Raw genomic sequence first — 21,392 nt, 5'->3', positions numbered from 1 at the left:
GGATGTGATTTATGATGCTGAGTATAAAAAGAGTGTATACCATAGTTGGGCTAGTATTTTTAATTTTGATATTAAGTGTTTTAGCATTTACCACTTGGTATACGGTAGATGAATCAGAACAGGCGGTCATATTAACCTTTGGAAAAGTGGAGGAAGGATTGAATGAGCCAGGTTTACATTTTAAACTACCTTGGCCAATTCAAAGTGTTGAAAAACTTTCGAAAGAAACATTTAGTTTACAATTTGGTTATCAGGAAAAAGACGGGAATATTGAAGAGTTTCCAAATGAAACGAAGATGATTACCGGTGATGAGAATATTGTATTAGCTGATTTAGTCGTTCAATGGAAAATTACGAATCCAGCACAATATTTATTTAATGCCGATAAACCAGAAGAAATTCTTTATGATGCCACTTCAGCTTCATTAAGAAGTATTATTGGAAGCTCTCAAATTGATGCTGCTTTAACATCAGGTAAAGCGGAGATTGAAGCAGATGTCCGGAAATTGCTTTCGGAATTAATCGATAAATATGATATTGGGATTTCTATTTTAGCAGTAAAGCTTCAAGATGTTGAATTACCTAACGATGAGGTACGTAAGGCCTTTACGAATGTTACAGATGCTAGGGAGACAATGAATACGAAGATAAATGAAGCTGGAAAGTATCGAAATAAGCGCACGAATGAAGCGCAAGGGGAAAAAGATGCCTTAATTTCAGCTGCACAAGGTGATAAAGCGGCTCGTATTCAAGCAGCAAGAGGTGATGTTTCAGTCTTTAATAAACTTTACACTGAATATAGTAAAAACCCTGAAATTACGAGACAGCGTCTTGTTCTAGAAACCATTGAACAAGTACTTCCTAATACGGAAATTTATATTATGAATGACGATGGTAATACATTGAAATATTTTCCGATTCGACCACTAGAAAAAGAACAACCGAAAGTGAAAGAAGAAGGAAGTGAAAGCAATGGTTAATGAAAAGGTAGTCGATATGAAAGACCGAGGTGGAAATGGAACGAATTGGCGAAACTATACGAAAATTGGGTTATTGCTTATTATTACTCTTGCTATTCTTATTTTTGTTGTTTCGAATATTTTTATTGTTAAAGAAGGGGAGTATCGTGTCATTCGTCAGTTTGGAGAAGTCGTGCGGATTGAAAAATCACCGGGATTAAGTTTTAAAATACCGTTTATTCAAAGTGTGACTACATTACCTAAATTTCAAATGACTTATGATGTTTCCGAGGCAGAAATAAACACAAAAGATAAGAAAAGAATGATCATCGATAATTATGCTATTTGGAGAATCGAAGATCCAAAGAAGATGATTTCTAACGCCAGAACTGTTGAAAAAGCAGAGTCAAGAATGGAAGAATTCATTTATTCTGTTGTGCGTGCAGAGCTTGGTCAATTAAATTATGATGAGATCATTAATGATGAGAAATCATCTCGCGGTTCATTAAATGATAGGGTAACAGAAAAAGTCAATGAACTTTTGACTCAAGATAACTATGGAATTGTTTTAGTGGATGTTCGAATGAAACGGACTGATTTGCCAGCAGAAAATGAACAATCGGTTTACACTCGGATGATATCTGAACGTGAATCGAAAGCTCAGGAATATTTGTCTAAGGGTGATGCAGATAAAAATCGAATCATCGCTGATACGGATCGTGAAGTGAAGGAAATGCTAGCAAAAGCAAAAGCAGATGCTGAGGTCATTCGCGCTGAAGGAGAAGGAGAAGCGGCAAAAATATATAACCAATCCTTCTCAAAGGATCCAAGCTTCTACGAATTGTATCGCACATTGGAATCCTATAAAAAGACGATCAATGACAAGTCAGTCATTGTTCTACCATCTGATTCACCATATGCAAGACTGTTAATGGGTTACACGAAATAATTACAAATTCCGTTATTTTTCTTTCCTAATCTATCCATGATAGAATGGAAGAATAAATGACGGTTTTTTTAGTTTTTAAAGAAGGGGTTTAGTTATGGATAAAAAACTGATATTAATTGATGGAAATAGTATCGCTTACCGTGCTTTTTTTGCATTGCCACTATTAAATAATGACAAAGGAATACACACAAATGCCATTTATGGATTTACTACCATGCTTATGAAAATATTAGAGGATGAAAAGCCAACGCATTTATTAGTTGCTTTTGATGCAGGAAAAACAACATTTCGTCATAAAACCTTTAGTGAATATAAGGGTGGCAGACAGAAGACTCCACCAGAGCTTTCAGAACAGTTTCCGTTTATTCGTGATTTACTAGATGCATTTGGAATTTCCCGATATGAGTTGGAAAATTTCGAAGCAGACGATATTATCGGGACACTTTCAAAAGTAGCTGAAGAAGATGGATTTCAAGTAAAGGTCATTTCAGGTGATAAGGATTTAACTCAGTTGGCATCACCTCATACAACAGTTTGTATTACTCGTAAAGGGATTACGGACATCGAAGCCTATACTCCAATACATATTCAAGAGAAATATGGTCTACACCCAAGTCAAATTATTGATATGAAAGGATTAATGGGTGATGCTTCTGATAATATTCCTGGAGTCCCAGGAGTAGGTGAAAAAACGGCTATCAAACTGCTGAAGGAATTTGAAACTTTAGAGACATTACTATCCTCTCTTGATCAGGTGAGTGGGGCAAAATTAAAAGAGAAGCTTGAGGAATTTAAAGAACAAGCAATCATGAGTAAGGAATTAGCGACCATTACGAGAGAAGCGCCAGTAGAAGTAACTTTACCAGAGATTGAATACAGTGGATACAGTAATGACAAGGTTAAAACCATTTTTAAAGAGTTCGGATTTAATTCATTAATGGATAAAATTCAGTCAGGTGAGCCTGCAGAAACAAATGTAGAGTTAGAAAATATTGAATATACAATCGCAACAGAAATTACCAAGGAAATGCTACTAGATGATGCTTCCTTATATGTTGAAATTTTAGAGGACAATTATCATACTGCTCCCATACTTGGACTAGCTATCGTAAATCAAAATGGCAAATATTTTATCGAAACAGAATTAGCAGTTCAATCTTCTATTTTTAAAGAATGGGCTGAAGATGAAACAAAATTGAAAACCGTTTATGATGCAAAACGAACTGAAGTTTCCTTAAATAGAAGGGGAATCCATCTACAGGGGGTACAGTTCGATTTACTTGTGGCATCATATATTTTAAATCCATCTGAATCGCTGGATGACATCTCCTCTGTCGCAAAAAGATATAAAGATGGCGCCATCCAATCTGATGAAGAATTTTACGGAAAAGGGGCAAAAAGAAAAGTTCCTAATTTAGACTTACTTTCAGAGCATATCGTCCGTAAAGCAATCATTTTGGATGACTTACGTGGGAAAATTGAAAAAGAGTTAGAACAAAACCACCAATCTGAATTATTTTATGATTTAGAAATGCCTTTATCTCGTATTTTAGCGGATATGGAATCAGCGGGTATTAAAGTAGATGTTGATCGACTAAAAAAAATGAATGAAGAAATTGCAGGGAAATTAATAAAGCTTGAGAATAAGATTCATGAGTTGGCAGGAGAAAGTTTTAATATAAATTCACCTAAACAGCTTGGGGTTATACTTTTTGAAAAATTAGGATTATATGCTGGTAAAAAAACGAAAACAGGGTATTCTACCTCAGCGGATGTACTTGAAAAGCTAGCTGAAGATCATGAGATTATTAGTGAAATATTAGGTTACCGACAATTAGGTAAGCTTCAATCGACCTATCTCGAAGGACTATTAAAAGTAGTCCATCCGATTAACGATAAAATTCATACTCGATTTAATCAAGTATTAGCTCAAACTGGAAGATTAAGTTCGATCGATCCGAATTTACAAAATATACCTATTCGTTTGGAAGAAGGTCGAAAAATTCGTCAAGCCTTTATACCTTCTGAGAAAGATTGGGTCATTTTTGCCGCCGATTATTCGCAAATTGAGTTAAGAGTGCTCGCTCATATTGCTAATGATGAAAAGCTGATACAAGCTTTTAAAGACGATTTAGATATCCATACAAAAACGGCCATGGAAGTGTTCCATGTGAATGAGGACCAAGTGACCTCCAATATGCGTCGACATGCGAAGGCAGTGAATTTTGGAATCGTCTATGGCATTAGTGATTACGGGTTGTCACAGAGTCTAGCGATTAGCCGGAAAGAAGCGGGACAATTTATCGAACGATATTTGGAAAGTTATCCAGGTGTGAAAGATTATATGGAGGATATTGTAAAACTTGCAAAACAGAATGGATTTGTTTCAACAATCCTTCAAAGAAGAAGGTATCTACCTGAAATAACGAGTCGCAATTTTAATATTAGAAGCTTTGCTGAACGGACAGCCATGAATACACCTATTCAAGGGAGTGCAGCAGATATTATTAAAAAAGCTATGATTGATATGGCTGAAAGATTAAAGTCTGAAAAATTGCAAACAAGATTACTATTACAAGTGCATGATGAATTAATTTTTGAAGCACCAAAAGATGAAATTGAAAAATTAAAACTAATTGTACCTGAGGTAATGGAAAATGCCGTAAAGTTAACTGTTCCATTAAAAGTAGACTATTGTTACGGTCCTACTTGGTTTGATGCAAAATAATTTAAAGTAGGAGGTGAATCAATATGCCAGAGCTTCCCGAAGTTGAAACTGTGAGGAAAACATTAGAAAAGCTTGTATTAAATAAAACGATTGAACGAGTAACTGTAACCTGGGCGAAGATGGTTAAAAGTCCGACAGAAGTTGTGCAGTTCACAGATGCATTAAAAGGACAAACGATTAATGAAATATCACGTCGCGGTAAATTTTTGATTTTTTACACAGATGATTTTGCTTTAGTTTCCCATCTAAGAATGGAAGGGAAATATGCAGTGTATCCGAACAGCGAACCTGTAGATAAACATACACATGTCATTTTTTATTTTACTGATGGTACCGAACTTAGATATAAAGATGTACGGAAATTTGGAACGATGCATTTGTATAAAAAAGGTACAGAGTTCGAAATCCCACCTCTAGATGATTTAGGACCTGAGCCGTTTTCTAAGGAATTTACTGTTGAATACTTATACCGAAAGCTTCAAAAAACGAATCGAAAAATTAAACCAGCTTTACTTGATCAAAAAATTGTTGTTGGATTAGGAAATATCTATGTGGATGAGGCATTATTTCGATCGAAAATTCATCCCGAGATGATCGCTAATCAAGTAAATTTAAAGCAGGTTAAGGTGCTGCATCAAGAAATTATTAATACCCTCCGAGAAGCCGTTCAAAAAGGGGGGAGTACGATTCGTTCCTACGTCAATTCTCAAGGTGAAATCGGCATGTTTCAGCTTGAACTTTTCGTATATGGTCGAAAAGGTGAAGAATGTAAAAATTGTGGACAAGATTTAGAGAAAACAGTTGTTGGTGGAAGAGGGACGCATTTCTGCCCTAATTGCCAAAGAAAATAACATTTTGAAGGTTTCTTCCATATACTATCGTAGCGTTTGACAGGAAGGAGCCTTTCGAATGGCACAGCTGATTTCTTTACTAGTTCTAGCTTTCGCAGTTAGTCTTGACAGTTTTAGCGTTGGGTTTACTTATGGATTACGAAAAATGAAGATACCAATCAAATCCATCATCATCATTGCGACTTGCTCAGCGTTTTCCTTACTTATTGCCTCCGGTATTGGTCAGGTCCTTGCTGACGTATTATCCCCCAATGTAACAGACCAATTTGGTGGGCTAATCTTGATTGTTCTCGGAGCATGGGTACTTTTTCAATTTTTTCGACCAGAAAAAAATAAAGAACTCATTTCGATTGAAAAAACGATTGTACATTTTGAAATTAAATCGCTTGGAATTGTCATTAATATTTTAAGAAAACCGATGTCTGCAGATTTTGATTTATCAGGAACTATTACTGGAATTGAAGCCTTTATGCTTGGGCTAGCGCTGTCTTTAGATGCATTTGGCGCAGGGGTTGGAGCTGCCATGCTTGGTTTTTCACCTATTTATTTAGCCATTGCAGTAGCGGTAATGAGCTCACTTTTCGTTTGGATGGGGATCAAAAGTGGAACTTTCTTCTCAAAAAGTGATTGGGTTCAGAAATTTACTTTTATACCCGGAATTTTACTAATCATTATAGGTGTATGGAAAATTTAATTAAATTTGTTTCAAGTGGAAAGGAATAAAAAATGTCATTAATCATAGGCCTAACGGGTGGGATCGCTAGTGGAAAAAGCACGGTCTCACAAATGTTAAAAGAAATGCAAATTCCCGTCATCGATGCAGATATTGAAGCACGGAATGTAGTGGAAAAAGGTCAAAAAGCTTACGATCAAATAGTAAATGTCTTTGGCCGTGAGGTTCTCACTGAAAGTGGTGATATTGACCGCGCAAAACTTGGCTCCATCGTGTTTTCCGATAAACCTAAAAGAATGCAATTAAATTCCATTGTACATCCCGCAGTTAGAGAGAGAATGAATATAGAGAAGGAAAAAGCAATAAATGATGGTAATCAAGTAGTTGTTCTAGATATTCCACTATTATTTGAGAGCAAGCTTACTCATTTGGTCGAAAAGACAATACTTGTTTATGTGGATGAAGAAGTTCAATTACAGAGATTAATGTCACGTAACCAACTTACAGAGCAAGAGGCACTGGCACGGATCCATTCTCAAATTCCGTTAAAGAATAAAATAGAACTGGCCGATGAAGTAATTAATAATAATGGCTCTATTGAAAACACACACGAACAATTGGTGGAAATTCTAACTAAATGGAATGTAAAAAAATGACTTAGGAATCAACCTAAGTCATTTTTTATTAGATAAATTTTATAATCTCTTTGGACTTTGAAAATTATCCAGCGCAAGCGTCCTAGCCCCGACGTACAGGATGTACGAGTGTCGGCAATGCGACAGGACGTCGCGTTCTTGCCGACCTCGAGGTCAAATGTTCGCCACCCAAAAATTCAAAGAACGACTTTCTGGGTGGCGAAGCATTTGCTTGTCGGGCCTGATCAAGGCGCTTTTCGCCTTTACTTATTATTCTGAAAAGTACAACTTTAATAATTGTGTATTTTTATAGTCACAATCCTTTTTAAATATGTTATACTAATTACAACAATACGATATAAAGTATAACATTTTTGTGAGAGGAGCCACAAAATGAAACCAAGAATTGCAATAAATGGTTTTGGAAGAATCGGCAGAATGGTATTTAGAAAAGCAATTTTAGAGGATAACCTTGAAATCGTTGCTGTTAATGCGAGCTATCCATCAGAAACGCTTGCACATTTAATAAAGTATGACACAAATCATGGACAATTTGAAGGGGAAGTTATTCCATTAGATGATGCCCTTTTGGTAAACGGAAAACGAGTTCAACTTTTAAGTAATCGTGATCCAAAATTATTGCCATGGAAAGATCTAAATATTGATATTGTCATTGAGGCAACTGGTAAATTTAACTCAAAAGACAAAGCAATTGGACATATTGAAGCAGGAGCAAAAAAGGTAATATTAACTGCTCCTGGGAAAAATGAAGATGTTACGATTGTAATGGGTGTGAATGAAAATGTCTTTGATGTAAATGAACATCATGTCATTTCAAATGCATCTTGTACAACAAATTGTTTAGCACCAGTTGTAAAAGTGTTAAACAATAAATTTGGTATTGTAAATGGCTTAATGACAACGGTTCATGCTTATACAAATGATCAAAATAATATTGATAATCCACATAAAGATTTAAGACGTGCAAGAGGTTGTGCACAATCTATTATTCCAACAACTACAGGTGCCGCTAAAGCACTTTCACTAGTTCTGCCTGAACTAAAAGGTAAATTGCATGGGATGGCATTACGTGTTCCAACACCAAATGTTTCTTTAGTTGATTTAGTTGTAGATTTACAAAAAGATGTAACGATTGATGATGTAAACGATGCATTTATCGAAGCTTCTTTCGGTGAATTAAAAGGAATTTTAGGATTTACGACAGAACCATTAGTATCAGTAGATTTTAATACGAATGAACATTCAGCAATTATTGATGGTCTATCAACTATGATGATTGGATCAAATAAAGTTAAAGTTCTTGCTTGGTATGATAATGAGTGGGGTTACTCTTCACGAGTAGTAGATTTAGTCAAATATGTTGCGGAAGCAATGGTTGTTCCACAACACCAATAAAAATGAATAATTTATTGAGCTTGCTAGTTGTCTAGCAGGCTTTTTTTTGTTCTGTTTGACCTAAGCTATAACTGTAAATATTTAATAAATCCGCATAATAATAGACTCCAGCCCTTTTTGTCATAGTTATTTAAAAATTTTAATTTCATGTGTTGCAAAAACAATATAAACAAAGTATACTAGTCATCGTGAACTTCTTTGTTAGGTAATAAGGAACTACTTAAAGGGTTAGGACCTCTTTGGACTAACTTTCCCCCGTGGTAGTTAAATAATACCGGTGGTAAAAGAATTCATGATAACCAGGTTAAGGGGGAAGTAAAAAATGGAAACTATGGGTCGTCATGTTATCTCCGAATTATGGGGATGCGATTTTGAAAAATTAAATGATATGTCACAAATTGAGCAAATCTTTGTTGATGCTGCATTAAAATCTGGTGCAGAAATTCGTGAGGTTGCTTTTCACAAGTTCGCTCCTCAAGGTGTTAGTGGAGTAGTTATTATTTCTGAATCCCATTTAACAATTCACAGCTTTCCAGAACACGGATATGCTAGCATTGATGTTTACACATGTGGGGATTTAGATCCAAACATTGCTGCAGATTATATTGCTGAAGCGTTAAATGCTCAAACTCGCGAAAATATTGAAATTCCTCGTGGTATGGGTCCGGTACAAGTTAAGCAAGCGCAAGTCCTATAATGAAAATAACCGAGAGGTGTATACGTATACACCTCTTTTTTGTTGTATCTATTTGATTTTCAATGGTAAGAGTGGAAGGTGCTTGTTTTCATTAAAGGTTTTTAATAAGATAGAAATAGAGAGAATTCAAACTAGTGATGAATATAAGAAAAGTGTTCTGAACTTTTCTTTTTGGAGTTGATTATATGAAATGTCCTTCTTGTCAACATAATGGAACACGCGTCCTGGATTCTCGCCCTGTCGATGAGAGTAGAGCAATACGCCGACGTCGAGAATGTGAACTTTGCAATTTTCGGTTTACCACTTTTGAAAAAGTAGAGGAAATTCCATTAATTGTCGTAAAAAAAGAAGGTACTCGTGAAGAATTTAATCGTGACAAAGTGTTAAGAGGGCTTATAAAAGCATGTGAAAAGAGGCCTGTTGCTTTAAAGGAATTAGAGGAAATTGTTTATGAGGTTGAGAAGGAACTTCGAAGCTCAGGAATTTCTGAGATGAAAAGTGAATCCATTGGAGAAATGGTCATGGATCGTTTAGCTAAAATTGATGAAGTAGCCTATGTCCGGTTTGCATCTGTCTACCGCCAATTTAAAGATATAAATGTATTTATAGAAGAATTGAAAGAATTAATTAAAAAAGAGCAATCCTAATAGAGCTGAAGAATTGTTCTTTAGCTCTTTTTTAATATTTATTAAAAAATATTTTAACTTCAAGTAAAAAGCATGAGGGGATTGAATATATATGGCTCAGCATTGGCAGGAGCTTCTCCCTATTGATAGGTATATAGTATCTTCGGACGGATTACTCCATTACTATGATCAAAAAATCCTAACTTTCTTATACCAACCATTAATTGGTTCAACTGCCTTTAGTCTTTATATGACGTTATGGGGTGAGTTGGAGGAAAACCGTTTATGGTCAGAACCTACTACCCATCACAGCTTAATGAATTTTTTAGATGTAAATTTAAAGGACATCTATCAATCTCGTCAAAAGCTAGAGGGAATCGGATTATTAAAGACATTTGTAAAGGTTGATGCAGATGAACGTTCGTTTATTTATGAACTTCAACCTCCATTAAATCCTGAGCGTTTTTTCTTAGATGGGATGCTTAATATTTATCTATATCAAAAAATCGGTAAAAATCATTATGCACGATTAAAACGATTTTTCAGCGACCAGCAGTCCCCACAAACGGACGAGTATAAGGATATTTCTAAAGCTTTTCATGATGTGTATTCCACTGCATCTCCGGAATCACTGCAGCTATATCAAGAAACACCTGATTTGAAATTAGAAGTCGGAAAAACGTTTATTGGAAGAAATGAATCAAAAGCCATTCAAATTCATGTGGAAAACTTTAATTTTGATTTATTAATTGCTGGATTACAAGAATCACTTGTCCCACGAAAAGTATTTACACAAAGAGTAAAAGAGGCGATTGCCAATCTAGCATTCCTATATAATATCAATGCATTACAAATGCAAAAAATTGTTTTGAATGCAGTAGAAGATGATGTAATAAATATTGAGGAATTAAGAAAATCGGCTAGAGACTGGTTTCAATTTCAGAATCAGGATCAGCTTCCTGCTTTAGTGGACAGGGTGCAGCCTGAATTATTAAAAGTTCAACGGTCCGAACCAAACTCAAAGGAAGAGGAATTAAAGCATTACTTTGAAACCGTTTCTCCTAGACAATTCTTGATGGATATTTCTGGTGGTGGAGAACCAGGAAAATCAGATTTGCAAATTGTTGAGGACATTATGTTTCAACAGCAGCTATCCCCAGCAGTTGTAAATGTATTAATCCATTATGTTTTGATCAAAACAGATATGAAATTAACGAAAAGCTATGTGGAGAAAATTGCAAGTCACTGGGCGCGTAAGGGGATAGCGACAGTAAATGATGCGATGGAACTAGCCATTAAGGAGAATCGCCAATATTTAGAATGGGCAAGTGGGAAGAAGACGAAGAAAAGTAATGATAAAAAGCCAATTCGAACGGAACTTATTCCAGATTGGTTTAATGAGGAAGAAAAGGCTCCTCTAACTAAAAAAGAAATTAAATTAGATTCCGAAGCAAAAAAACGTGCTTTAGAAGAAAGATTAAAAAAATATAAAAAATAGGAGGTGTAAAAGGTATGGAAAAAATAAACCAAACTTTAAAACGTCTATCTTTAAATGAAAATTTTCAAAAGCTATATGATCAACAAAAGCAAGAAGTTCTTAAAGATCCACATGTCATTACGTTTATCAATCAGAATCGCGAAACAATTACAAATGAAATTATTGATAAAAATATAATGAAATTGTACGAGTATTCCTCACAAAGTAAGGAATGTGAGAAGTGCTCGGACCTTGCTAACTGTGTGAATATGTTGAAAGGCTATCAGCCCGAACTTGTACTAAATAGGCAAAGTATTGATTTAGAGTATCATCGCTGTCCACGGAAAATTTTATCTGATGATCGTAGGAAGAGTGAAAAACTCATCCAAAGTCTTTATGTGCCTAAGGATATTTTAAAAGCTTCTTTCGCAGATATTCAAATAGATGATCGAATGGATGCAATCGACAGAGCCGAGCTTTTTGTGGAAAATTATCAAACTGGTGTCCGGAGTAAAGGTCTGTACTTTTATGGGAAATTTGGTGTTGGTAAATCGTATCTTCTTGGTGCCATGGCTAATGAATTGGCAGAAAAAGGAATATCATCAATGATCGTGTATTTTCCTGAACTAGTTAGAGAACTAAAGGCTTCAATTGGAGACCAAACATTAAATCAGAAAATAGAAATGATTAAAAAAGCACCTATCTTGATGTTAGATGATATCGGTGCGGAAACGATGTCTAGTTGGTTAAGAGACGAAGTGTTAGGACCTATTTTACAATTCCGTATGCTTGAAGAGTTACCGACCTTTTTCACTTCTAATTTTGAATACGAGGGTTTAGAGCATCACTTAACCTATAGTCAACGTGGTGAAGAGGAAAAAATAAAAGCAAGAAGACTAATGGAACGAATCCGTTATTTAACGGAAGCGGTAGAGGTCATTGGTAGAAATCGAAGAAATTAGGGCAGTTAGCGTTCTCGCTAGCTGTTTTTTTATTTTTCTGCTGAATCATTTGATTACTTCTAAACTATACAAGCCCCCCATATACATTAAAAGAAACAATTTATCATTTCCGAAAAAATAAGAATTATTTCTTTAGATAAATAAGCTCTAGTCTGGTGTAAGGGGGGATTTGGTTGGTAGAAATCATCTTCCAAAACAAAGAGGATGCAAACAAATTATTTTCTAAACTTAAAAAACAAATTCTGTTGTGTGACAACATTCAATTAATAGAGGAAAAGCACACAATCAAAATAAATGTTGGATTACTTGATGGGGAATTAAAGGACCAAGTTATGGATGTTTTTTATAAATTTATTCTGACGACAAAGCGAGATGATTGGTTTCGAAAAATGTTAACTGAACAATTTTACTATGAGGATTTGGATGAGCAGCAGCATATTTTGGATATTATTTATTCGATTATTGATGGTGAAAACAAAGAATTGACGGAGAAATTCGCTAAGAAAACGGAAGAACGGATTGTTAGAGAGGCAGTAAAGGACCTTCTTCAAGATACAAATATTGCCTTTTCATTTGAAGCGTTTGTTAAATTTCGCCTTAAGCGTTTTCTTGATATTCTGTTAACATATGTAGAGGTTTCCATTGATGAATATAAAATGGAGCAAGAATATCAAATGTTTGTTCATACGTTAAGGGAATTTTTATATAGTCGACATGAGAAAATCCCGCATTTGCACCTAGTGTATGACGAGGAGACAACCTTTTTTAATGATGAGTTTGAAGAAATCAAACGGGCGGAATTAACAAAAATGATTGATCGGAAGTTAATTTCGAATCATCCGATCTACATCGATTCTGTGACGATTGCCCCTTTATTATCAATTGCACCAGGAAAAATATATCTTTATACAAACGATTCCGAAGATCCATTAGTGCGAACAATAAAAAATATATTTGAAGAACGCGTCCAGATCAAACCGATAGAGCTATTTCATCATTCCAAGATATTGAAGGTGCAAAAGGGGTAGTAAAAAATGGAGAACTGCCTACTTGATTTTCTAATCATTACACACTATAATACAGTACATATTATCTAAATAGTAAAAAGTAATGATAAGGACATGGGTGTTCTTGAGTCGGTTTATAAGAGAGGGAAGACATTGGCTGAAATCTTCTTAACTTGATCAGAATACTTACCACCTTTAAACTTCAACCATGAACAATTGTGTAGCTCCAGGTGCTATCAGCTCTATGTCAAAAGTCAATCCGTCAAGAAGGTTAAAGAACAACCTTCCCGCAGGCTAGTCTTTTGCTTGTCGCCGATAAGCAAGCGCCTTTTGCTTTTCGCTAGTGGTTGACGGCTAAACACCGTTATTGATACAAAGTCGCATTTGTTTTTATGAATGTGAAAATTTGGGTGGAACCACGTGTTTATAAAACTCGTCCCTTTTCCTAGGGATGGGTTTTTTTATTTTTTTATAATTTAAGGAGGAAGTAACAATGAGTGAGCTTGTAAAAGTTTCGTTTCCAGATGGTGCTGTAAAGGAGTTTCCAATGGGAACGACAACTGAAGATATAGCTGGATCGATTAGTTCAGGTTTAAAGAAAAAAGCCATCGCTGCAAAACTAAACGGGGAAATGTATGATCTTCGCCGTCCGATTTTAAATGATGGGGCTATTGAAATTATTACTTCAGATCAGCCAGAAGCGTTAGAGGTATTACGCCACAGTAGCGCTCATTTAATGGCGCAAGCACTAAAAAGACTATTTCCAAAAGTAAAGCTAGGTGTAGGTCCTGTTATTGAAGGTGGATTTTATTACGACGTAGACGTTGAGGAACATATTACGCCTGAAGATTTGCCGAAAATTGAAAAAGAAATGTCTAAAATTATAAACGAGAATATTGATATCATTCGAAAAGAAGTTTCTAGAGAAGAGGCTGTTCAGCTTTTTAAAGAAATGGATGACGAGTATAAATTAGAACTTATTGAAGCCATTCCTGATGATCAAACGGTTACTATTTATCAACAAGGGGAGTTTATTGACCTTTGCCGTGGTGTTCATGTTCCTTCAACTGGTAAATTAAAGGAGTTTAAGCTTTTGAGTATTGCTGGTGCTTACTGGCGAGGCAATAGTGACAATAAAATGCTTCAACGTATTTATGGAACTGCATTTTTCAAGAAAGAAGATTTAGCAGAGCATCTTCGTTTACTTGAAGAAGCAAAAGAACGAGATCATCGTAAAATCGGTAAAGAACTAAATTTATTCACAAATAATTTATTAGTTGGTCAAGGATTACCAGTATGGCTTCCAAAAGGTGCGACAATTAGACGGACAATTGAGCGTTATATTGTTGATAAAGAGGTACGATTAGGTTACGATCATGTTTACACTCCAATCATGGGAAGTGTGGAATTATATAAAACATCTGGACACTGGGCTCATTATCAGGAAGATATGTTCCCTGTAATGGACATGGATAATGAACAGCTTGTTCTTCGTCCGATGAATTGTCCACACCATATGATGGTATATAAAAACTCTCCGCACAGCTATCGTGAGCTACCTATTCGGATTGCAGAACTAGGAACAATGCATCGATATGAAATGTCTGGAGCACTTTCAGGGTTACAGCGTGTTCGAGGAATGACTTTAAATGATGCTCATATCTTTGTTCGTCCAGATCAAATCAAAGAAGAGTTTAAGCGTGTTGTCCACTTAGTTTTAGAAGTGTATAAAGACTTTAATATCAAGGATTATTCCTTCCGTTTATCATACAGAGATCCTTTAGATAAAGAGAAATATTTCGATGATGATGAAATGTGGAATAAAGCACAAGCCATGTTGAAAGAAGCTATGGATGAAATTGGTGTTGAATACTTTGAAGCAGAAGGTGAAGCAGCATTCTACGGTCCTAAGCTTGATGTTCAAGTAAAAACGGCTTTAGGAAAAGAAGAAACTTTATCAACTGTCCAATTAGACTTCTTGTTACCAGAAAGATTTGAATTAAGCTATATTGGGGAAGATGGAAAACACCATCGACCAGTTGTAATTCATCGTGGTGTTGTTTCCACAATGGAACGCTTTGTTGCTTATTTAATCGAAGAATATAAGGGAGCTTTCCCAGCTTGGTTAGCACCTGTTCAAGTTCAAGTCATTCCGGTTTCACCAAATGTTCATGGAGATTATGCTCAACAAGTAAAAGAAGAGCTACTTTCTAAAGGATTGCGTGTAGAATTGGATATTCGTGATGAGAAAATTGGCTATAAAATTCGTGAAGCACAGATGCAAAAGATTCCATACATGCTTGTTGTAGGGGATAAAGAGATGGAAGGTAGAGCGGTCAATGTCCGTAAATACGGAGAGCAAGAATCAGAAACAGTTTTACTTTCTGATTTTGTTCAAAAGCTACAATCTGAGGTACAACGTTAAGAAGAAAATATTGTTATTTGGGATTTTTTAAAAATTCTATTGCCAAACGATGTATAGTTTGATAATATTTATTTCGTTGTTGTTCATTGATTCGTTTGACATAACATTATTTTCTATGATATAGTAACTAAGGTAAATTAGAATACAAGCTGGAATTAAGAAGAAGCACCCGCTTCTCACCTGTATGACGCTAATAAGTAGTTAGCAGGTTCTACGAAAACAACTTTTTCTTTTAATTTGTTTCGTAAAGTGTGGGTGTTTAAGGCACCCACACTTTTTTAGTGCTTTTGCGGGATCTTTATTCAGGTTACTGTATTCGCTTAAAAAACCTTGGAGGTGTCTAACTATTAGTAAAGACATGTTGTTAAACGAGGGAATTCGCGCACGCGAAGTTCGTCTTATTGACCAAAATGGAGATCAATTGGGAATCAAGACTAAAGTCGAAGCATTAGAAATTGCTGCTCGAGTGAATCTTGATGTAGTTTTAGTCGCTCCAAATGCAAAACCACCTGTAGCTCGTATTATGGACTATGGAAAGTTTAAATTTGAGCAACAAAAGAAAGAAAAAGAAGCACGTAAAAATCAAAAAATCATCAATATTAAAGAAGTTCGTCTTAGCCCAACGATTGATGAGCATGACTTTAATACAAAGCTTCGCAACGCCATTAAATTTTTAGAAAAAGGCGATAAAGTAAAAGCATCGATTCGTTTTAAAGGACGTGCCATTACTCATAAAGAGATCGGTCAAAAAGTATTGGACCGTTTCTCAGCATCATGTGCTGAAGTAGCAACTGTTGAGTCTCCACCAAAAATGGACGGACGCAGTATGTTCTTAATGTTAGCACCGAAAATTGATAAGCAATAGGAGGATACGATAATGCCTAAAATGAAAACTCACCGTGGCGCTGCAAAGCGTTTCAAAAGAACAGGATCTGGTAAATTAAAGCGTTCCCACGCTTATAGAAGCCATATGTTCTCAAACAAATCTCAAAAACAAAAACGTCATTTACGTAAAGCTACATTAGTTTCTCGTGGTGACTACAAACGCATTCGTTTCTTATTAGTAAACCTTAAGTAATCTCGGATCATTGAAATATAGGAGGGAAAACACATGCCACGTGTAAAAGGCGGTACAGTTACTCGCAGACGTCGTAAAAAAGTAATTAAATTAGCAAAAGGTTATTTCGGTTCCAAACATACATTATATAAAGTTGCTAACCAACAAGTAATGAAATCTTTAATGTATGCATTCCGCGACCGTCGCCAGAAAAAACGCGACTTCCGCAAACTTTGGGTTACTCGTATCAATGCAGCAGCGCGTATGAACGGTCTTTCTTATAGCCGTTTAATGCACGGATTGAAGCTTGCTGGTATCGAAGTAAACCGCAAAATGCTTTCTGAATTAGCTATTAGCGATGCAAACGCATTTGCTGAATTAGCAAACGTTGCAAAAGCACAATTCAATAAGTAATAGTAATATAGCCATTCTCGGGTTCCGGGAGTGGCTTTTCATTTTTTAAAAAAAGGGGATAATTTAATGGGAATGTGGACAGGAATCATTATATTATTTATTAATATTTATGGCTTTTTTCTAATGGGATTTGATAAAAAACTGGCTAAACAGAAGCAATTTCGAATTAGTGAAAGATCCTTATGGATTGCCGCTATTTGTGGTGGAGCAGCAGGAACGACGTTAGGAATGCATTTTTTTAGACATAAGACAAAGCATACAGCGTTCCGAGTAGGATTTCCTCTTTTAGTGGTAGTACAAATCGTAGCTTTTCTATATGTATATAAAAATTAATTGTCATAACTTCTTGTCTGATTTTATAAGCTTTAGAAGTGCCTAATAAGTCAGACAAAGAAGGTGAACATGTTGGATGAACAGCTTAAAATGATGTTTGTTTTTGTTGAATCTGTGGGTATTCTAGCTCCTCTTGCTTTTATCTTATTTCACTTATTAAGGCAATTTTTATTTATTCCCGTTGCTGTTGTCTGTATTGCTGGTGGAGTATTGTTTGGTACAGTATTTGGTACGATTTACTCTTTAGTTGGGTTAACTATGGTAAGTGTCTTATTTTATTTTGTTGTAAATAAGATGCCAAGAACCTATGAGAAATTGTCCAAAATAAAAGGTAAATGGTTCGGACCTTATCGGAATTTAACCATTAGTCAAATTGCTATTTTAAGGCTTATTCCCTTTATCCATTTTCATCTCATGAACTTCTGTCTTTTGCAAAGAAAGAAAAGTTTAAAAGAATTTGTTTGGGGCTCCCTCTACTCCAACTTGCCATTAGCTTTTTTTTACACAATATTTGGGCAGTTTATTAGCCGTTTTACCCCTACAATGATACTTATCATACTGTTCGCACTAACAATGCTTGTATATTTATTAAGAGAAAAAATGTCTATTATTAAGTGGAAAGAATTTTTCAAAGTATCAACTTCCTAGAAGAAAAAATGTGCACCCAATTGTCACATGGGTGCACATTTTTTTAATTTTTTAATAGCTCTTTTATCGGACTTTTCCAATCGATTTTAGCAGTTGGATATTGTTCAATTACTTTTTCTTCTATAAAAAGAAAATCATCTCTTGTCATCCCTTTTAGTGCGGCTACGTTTCGCGGCCAAATAAAGATCGATACAACTTCAAAGGCATCATTTGTCGTTCCTAGATATTTTTCTCCTTCAAAAAGAACGCCTTTATAGGTAACTAAAAAATTCTTTCGTACATTGTTCGAATCATCATAAAAATAGAACTTTCTTTGCTCCCTAGCAAGTTCAAGTTTTCGTTTTGGATTAAAAATATATTTAATAAGGTAATAGACAAGGAAAAATATGAAAGCTAATAATAATAAACGAATAAACCACATAAATGCGTCCTCCAATAGGCATTATTATGAATTTACGAATGAGTTTAAAAAAGGTTTCAGAAAAAATTTGTTTTGTTATAATTTTTTATGAAAGAAGGGATGGGATGAAATGGATTTAAAAAAACTTTTTTTCATGCAAAAAGAATTAGATGCTCATATTGAACATAATCACCAGCTGCAAGAGGAAGATTTATTTGATAAAAAAATTCTTGCTCTACTAGTTGAATTAGGAGAACTTGCTATATGAATATTTAGCGGATATGCGGAATAAATAACGGTGTTTAAATAAATATTCTTTGCTATTTCATACTTCATAAATATATAAATGGCATGAATTTTTTGGAAAATGAATATGGAGGATTTTTACTATGAACTATAATTTAAAGGTTAAATTAATAAATGAGGATGCTCTTTTACCTTTCCAAGCGAATCCAGGAGATGCGGGTTTAGATTTGTTTGCAGCAGAAGAAAAACTAATTAAACCTGGGGAAGCTGAATTGATAAGTACAGGAATTAAATTGGAATTACCTCAGGGAACTGAAGCTCAAGTTAGACCAAGAAGCGGCTTAGCTTTAAAACACTCTGTAACGGTATTAAACAGTCCTGGTACTATAGATGAGGGGTATAGAGGGGAAATACAAGTTATACTTATCAATCATGGAAAAGCAGACTTTAAGATAGAAAAGCAGATGAGAATCGCACAAATGGTAATTGCACCGGTTGCAATTGTAAATATCACTCAAGTAGAAGAGTTGTCTGATTCCGAAAGAGGTGAAGAGGGTTTTGGATCCTCTGGTGTATAAGGGAAAGCATGATAGTTATTTTATAAATGGGAGGTATCTATGTTGTGGAAAAAATTAAAGTAATGATCAGCTCAACAGTTAGTGATTTAGAAGCTGAACGAGATGCAGCAAAAAAGGCATTTGAAGAAATACCTCTAGTTGAACTTATGGGAGCTGATCCGTTAAATGATACTGCTCTAGCAGGAAACCCTAGGTTTATAACCAGTCGTATGGCTAAGGATTGTGATTTATACATACTAATTCTTGGGAATAGATTTGGTTATGATGTTGGGAATGGAAGATCGGCTACGGAAATAGAATTTGATGCAGCCATAAGAGATGATCCAACAAAAATACTTGTATTTAAAAAGGATAGTTTAGAAGAACCGGAAGAAAAACAAAAGGTATTTATTGATAAAGTATGTAGCTACTATAACGGGTATTGGCGTACTTCGTTCAAACATACTCACGATCTTCAAACCTACATAAAAAATGCTTTTGGTAAATGGATAAAAGAAAGAGCCTCTATCGGTACCGACTTAACTTACTTAGATCATTTTGTTAGACTAGCCAGACAAATAACACCAGAACCTAATGCACAGGTTTATTATAAAGTTACAGAAAATGATGTTGAACTAGAATATTCTTTTTTCAAAAGGAGTCATGAAATACATTTTACCCGTGAACAGATATATTTAAATTTTTGGGGATGTTTTAATGAACTCTATAATCAATTTGAACGATGGTTAGACAATGAAGAAGGGAGTGAATATTAATGCACTTGAAAATTATTGAAGATAAGTATTCATTAGCTTTGCAAACAAAAATTAGATCTAGGAATACCGATAAGGAAGAGATAAGAGATGCTCTTATTAAAATGGGGCAAAAAATTGGAATTGATATTGTATCAGAGAATATGTTAGAGGAAACAGAAGTCTCTACACCAATGGATCAGATATTTCAGGGTTATTCCTTTTGTAATTCAGTAAACCTTGTATACAGTACAAAAGATGACTACGAATTCTTTGCTAAGGGGATGTCATTGGCAATTCCAAACTCAATGCAAGGTTATTTTGATTTTCAGGGAGTAAGAGGTCCCGATGCTTTAACTCAGCCAGTTAGAGCAGCATCCCACCCTACTATTAATCCCGGAACAATTGTTGATACAGTAGTGATTGCTAAAGCAGTTCTAGCAACTGGATGTACAGCAATTTCTCTCACAAAAAATATCATGAGTAAATTTCAACCTAAAAATGTAATAATTGCTTCCTCCTTTTATAGTCAATTGGGAATTAGAGAACTAATTACTGAAATTCCAAACATAAAGTTCATTTATACTGTTGGTAAAGCTGATACACTTAATGAAGATGGAATGCTTCTTCCTGGAGTAGGTAACTTGGACAGCAGATTATTAGGCTAGATTGTATTCCATAGAACCATTCCAAACATCACTTAGTTAAACACTTCTAATGTTCAGAAATATTTGGTGAGTTCTATCCACTACTTTTGACTGGCATGAAATAATTGATATTACGTGAGTGATATGGGTCTTTCCTAAGTGGTATGGCACTTAGGATTTTTTTGATTTCAAAAAGTAAATGTTTCAAAGGTTAATCATGTATGCAGTTTTTTAATTATTCTATATGAATCGTTTCTCGATATGAATAAGAATACTGAGTGGATACGATGTTATGGATTCATAAGAACTTTCTTTGAATAGGTAACTAAGTCTCAATAACCTCCTAAATGTTTTTATATTCTAATAAATATTTTAAGTATATTTAACGTATTAAGGATAATTTTTGCAATTATTTTTTCGTGATTTTTGATATTTTAAATGAAGTATTTATTCTATTGACTATAGTAAAATCGACTAAAAGCAACAAATATCATAATTAACTATTCATAATTAGCCAATGAGACGCGCTGTTTTAAATTTTGGAGTCTAAAGCCTCCGGCATCAAAAGAAACTATTTTAGAGGAATATGTCGATGGCCTTCATTTTATTTTGTCCTTAGGACTTGAGGGTGGTTTTGATAATCACGAATTACGTTTTCACATAGATCATTCAAATGATTTATCTAAACAATTCTTAAAAGTATTCGATCAAATTAGTACATTTAGAATCACAAAGCAATTCCAAGAATACGAGCTCCTTTTTCAATCCTTCCTATCTTTAGGCGTAAAGCTAGGATACAAAGAACACGAAATCGAAAAAGCATATTTTCAAAAAAATGAAGTAAATTATGAAAGGCAAGAAGAGGGTTATTAGCAGAAAATTTGTACATTTTTAAGCTCTTTTTGTATAATGAAGTGAATAAAAGAAATACAT

At 34.8% G+C, this 21,392-nt stretch carries 22 protein-coding genes, 2 pseudogenes and 1 other annotated feature; of the genes and pseudogenes, 23 read left to right on the top strand and 1 reads right to left on the bottom strand.

The window, feature by feature from the left end; translation table 11 throughout:
* Positions 1–14 precede the first annotated feature (14 nt).
* The 18 genes from hflK (at position 15) to ACFSO7_RS20215 (ending at position 17,857) form a co-directional block, all read left to right on the top strand.
* Complete coding sequence (gene hflK, locus ACFSO7_RS20300) at positions 15–980, top strand: FtsH protease activity modulator HflK (protein ID WP_377879493.1); 966 nt, start codon at positions 15–17, stop codon at positions 978–980.
* Complete coding sequence (hflC, locus tag ACFSO7_RS20295; RefSeq protein WP_377879208.1) at positions 973–1,908, top strand: protease modulator HflC; 936 nt, start codon at positions 973–975, stop codon at positions 1,906–1,908. Before hflK ends, hflC begins: the two co-directional genes overlap by 8 nt.
* A 94-nt stretch (positions 1,909–2,002) precedes the next feature.
* Positions 2,003–4,636, top strand: coding sequence for a DNA polymerase I (polA, locus tag ACFSO7_RS20290; protein WP_377879206.1), 2,634 nt, complete (start codon positions 2,003–2,005; stop codon positions 4,634–4,636).
* Positions 4,637–4,659: 23 nt separating this feature from the next.
* Positions 4,660–5,487: a DNA-formamidopyrimidine glycosylase gene (mutM, locus tag ACFSO7_RS20285; RefSeq protein ID WP_377879204.1), complete on the top strand. Its 828-nt coding sequence runs from the start codon at positions 4,660–4,662 to the stop codon at positions 5,485–5,487.
* A 58-nt stretch (positions 5,488–5,545) separates the two neighbouring features.
* Positions 5,546–6,181: a sporulation membrane protein YtaF gene (ytaF, locus tag ACFSO7_RS20280; protein WP_377879203.1), complete on the top strand. Its 636-nt coding sequence runs from the start codon at positions 5,546–5,548 to the stop codon at positions 6,179–6,181.
* Positions 6,182–6,213: 32 nt separating this feature from the next.
* A complete protein-coding gene (coaE, locus tag ACFSO7_RS20275; protein ID WP_377879202.1) occupies positions 6,214–6,816 on the top strand; it encodes a dephospho-CoA kinase in 603 nt (200 codons plus the stop codon).
* 372 nt (positions 6,817–7,188) lie between these two features.
* Positions 7,189–8,211, top strand: coding sequence for a glyceraldehyde-3-phosphate dehydrogenase (locus tag ACFSO7_RS20270; protein WP_377879201.1), 1,023 nt, complete (start codon positions 7,189–7,191; stop codon positions 8,209–8,211).
* Positions 8,212–8,533: 322 nt separating this feature from the next.
* On the top strand, positions 8,534–8,908 hold the full coding sequence (gene speD, locus ACFSO7_RS20265; protein ID WP_377879200.1) for an adenosylmethionine decarboxylase: 375 nt from the start codon (positions 8,534–8,536) through the stop codon (positions 8,906–8,908).
* A 185-nt stretch (positions 8,909–9,093) separates the two neighbouring features.
* Complete coding sequence (gene nrdR, locus ACFSO7_RS20260; RefSeq protein WP_377879199.1) at positions 9,094–9,555, top strand: transcriptional regulator NrdR; 462 nt, start codon at positions 9,094–9,096, stop codon at positions 9,553–9,555.
* A gap of 91 nt (positions 9,556–9,646) precedes the next feature.
* The gene (locus ACFSO7_RS20255) at positions 9,647–11,032 is read left to right on the top strand and encodes a replication initiation and membrane attachment family protein (protein ID WP_377879197.1); all 1,386 of its coding nucleotides are present in this window, start codon (positions 9,647–9,649) and stop codon (positions 11,030–11,032) included.
* Positions 11,033–11,046: 14 nt separating this feature from the next.
* The gene (gene dnaI / locus ACFSO7_RS20250; protein ID WP_377879196.1) at positions 11,047–11,973 is read left to right on the top strand and encodes a primosomal protein DnaI; all 927 of its coding nucleotides are present in this window, start codon (positions 11,047–11,049) and stop codon (positions 11,971–11,973) included.
* Between the two features lie 173 nt (positions 11,974–12,146).
* Positions 12,147–13,001, top strand: coding sequence for a sporulation protein YtxC (gene ytxC / locus ACFSO7_RS20245; protein ID WP_377879194.1), 855 nt, complete (start codon positions 12,147–12,149; stop codon positions 12,999–13,001).
* Between the two features lie 472 nt (positions 13,002–13,473).
* The gene (gene thrS / locus ACFSO7_RS20240; RefSeq protein ID WP_377879193.1) at positions 13,474–15,405 is read left to right on the top strand and encodes a threonine--tRNA ligase; all 1,932 of its coding nucleotides are present in this window, start codon (positions 13,474–13,476) and stop codon (positions 15,403–15,405) included.
* A 151-nt stretch (positions 15,406–15,556) separates the two neighbouring features.
* Positions 15,557–15,691 (top strand) — a sequence feature (ribosomal protein L20 leader region).
* A gap of 72 nt (positions 15,692–15,763) precedes the next feature.
* Positions 15,764–16,270, top strand: a complete 507-nt coding sequence (infC, locus tag ACFSO7_RS20235) for a translation initiation factor IF-3 (protein WP_377879191.1) — start codon at positions 15,764–15,766, stop codon at positions 16,268–16,270.
* 12 nt (positions 16,271–16,282) lie between these two features.
* Entirely contained in the window at positions 16,283–16,483 is a 201-nt protein-coding gene (rpmI, locus tag ACFSO7_RS20230; RefSeq protein ID WP_377879190.1) for a 50S ribosomal protein L35, read from the top strand.
* 33 nt (positions 16,484–16,516) lie between these two features.
* Positions 16,517–16,876: a 50S ribosomal protein L20 gene (gene rplT, locus ACFSO7_RS20225; protein WP_377879189.1), complete on the top strand. Its 360-nt coding sequence runs from the start codon at positions 16,517–16,519 to the stop codon at positions 16,874–16,876.
* 66 nt (positions 16,877–16,942) lie between these two features.
* Complete coding sequence (locus ACFSO7_RS20220; RefSeq protein ID WP_377879188.1) at positions 16,943–17,209, top strand: DUF1294 domain-containing protein; 267 nt, start codon at positions 16,943–16,945, stop codon at positions 17,207–17,209.
* Positions 17,210–17,281: 72 nt separating this feature from the next.
* A complete protein-coding gene (locus ACFSO7_RS20215) occupies positions 17,282–17,857 on the top strand; it encodes a TVP38/TMEM64 family protein (RefSeq protein WP_377879187.1) in 576 nt (191 codons plus the stop codon).
* Between the two features lie 43 nt (positions 17,858–17,900).
* On the opposite strand, the gene ACFSO7_RS20210 is transcribed toward ACFSO7_RS20215, so the two are convergent.
* Entirely contained in the window at positions 17,901–18,278 is a 378-nt protein-coding gene (locus ACFSO7_RS20210; protein ID WP_377879186.1) for a sigma-w pathway protein ysdB, read from the bottom strand.
* Between the two features lie 109 nt (positions 18,279–18,387).
* Here ACFSO7_RS20210 and ACFSO7_RS20205 point away from each other — a divergent pair.
* From ACFSO7_RS20205 to ACFSO7_RS20185, 5 genes and pseudogenes are all read left to right on the top strand, one after another.
* Positions 18,388–18,519, top strand: a pseudogene (locus tag ACFSO7_RS20205) (dUTP diphosphatase); the annotation flags it as partial.
* A 127-nt stretch (positions 18,520–18,646) separates the two neighbouring features.
* On the top strand, positions 18,647–19,081 hold the full coding sequence (dut, locus tag ACFSO7_RS20200; protein WP_377879185.1) for a dUTP diphosphatase: 435 nt from the start codon (positions 18,647–18,649) through the stop codon (positions 19,079–19,081).
* Positions 19,082–19,125: 44 nt separating this feature from the next.
* Entirely contained in the window at positions 19,126–19,836 is a 711-nt protein-coding gene (locus tag ACFSO7_RS20195) for a DUF4062 domain-containing protein (protein WP_377879184.1), read from the top strand.
* Positions 19,836–20,480, top strand: coding sequence for a uracil phosphoribosyltransferase (locus tag ACFSO7_RS20190; protein ID WP_377879183.1), 645 nt, complete (start codon positions 19,836–19,838; stop codon positions 20,478–20,480). Before ACFSO7_RS20195 ends, ACFSO7_RS20190 begins: the two co-directional genes overlap by 1 nt.
* Before the next feature lie 501 nt (positions 20,481–20,981).
* Positions 20,982–21,332 (top strand): annotated as a pseudogene (locus ACFSO7_RS20185) (dUTP diphosphatase); the annotation flags it as partial.
* Positions 21,333–21,392: the final 60 nt, after the last annotated feature.

It is taken from the genome of Bacillus sp. CGMCC 1.16607, from assembly GCF_042683745.1.
GTDB lineage: Bacteria > Bacillota > Bacilli > Bacillales > Cytobacillaceae > Pseudoneobacillus.
This window is presented reverse-complemented; position numbering and strand designations above follow the sequence as displayed.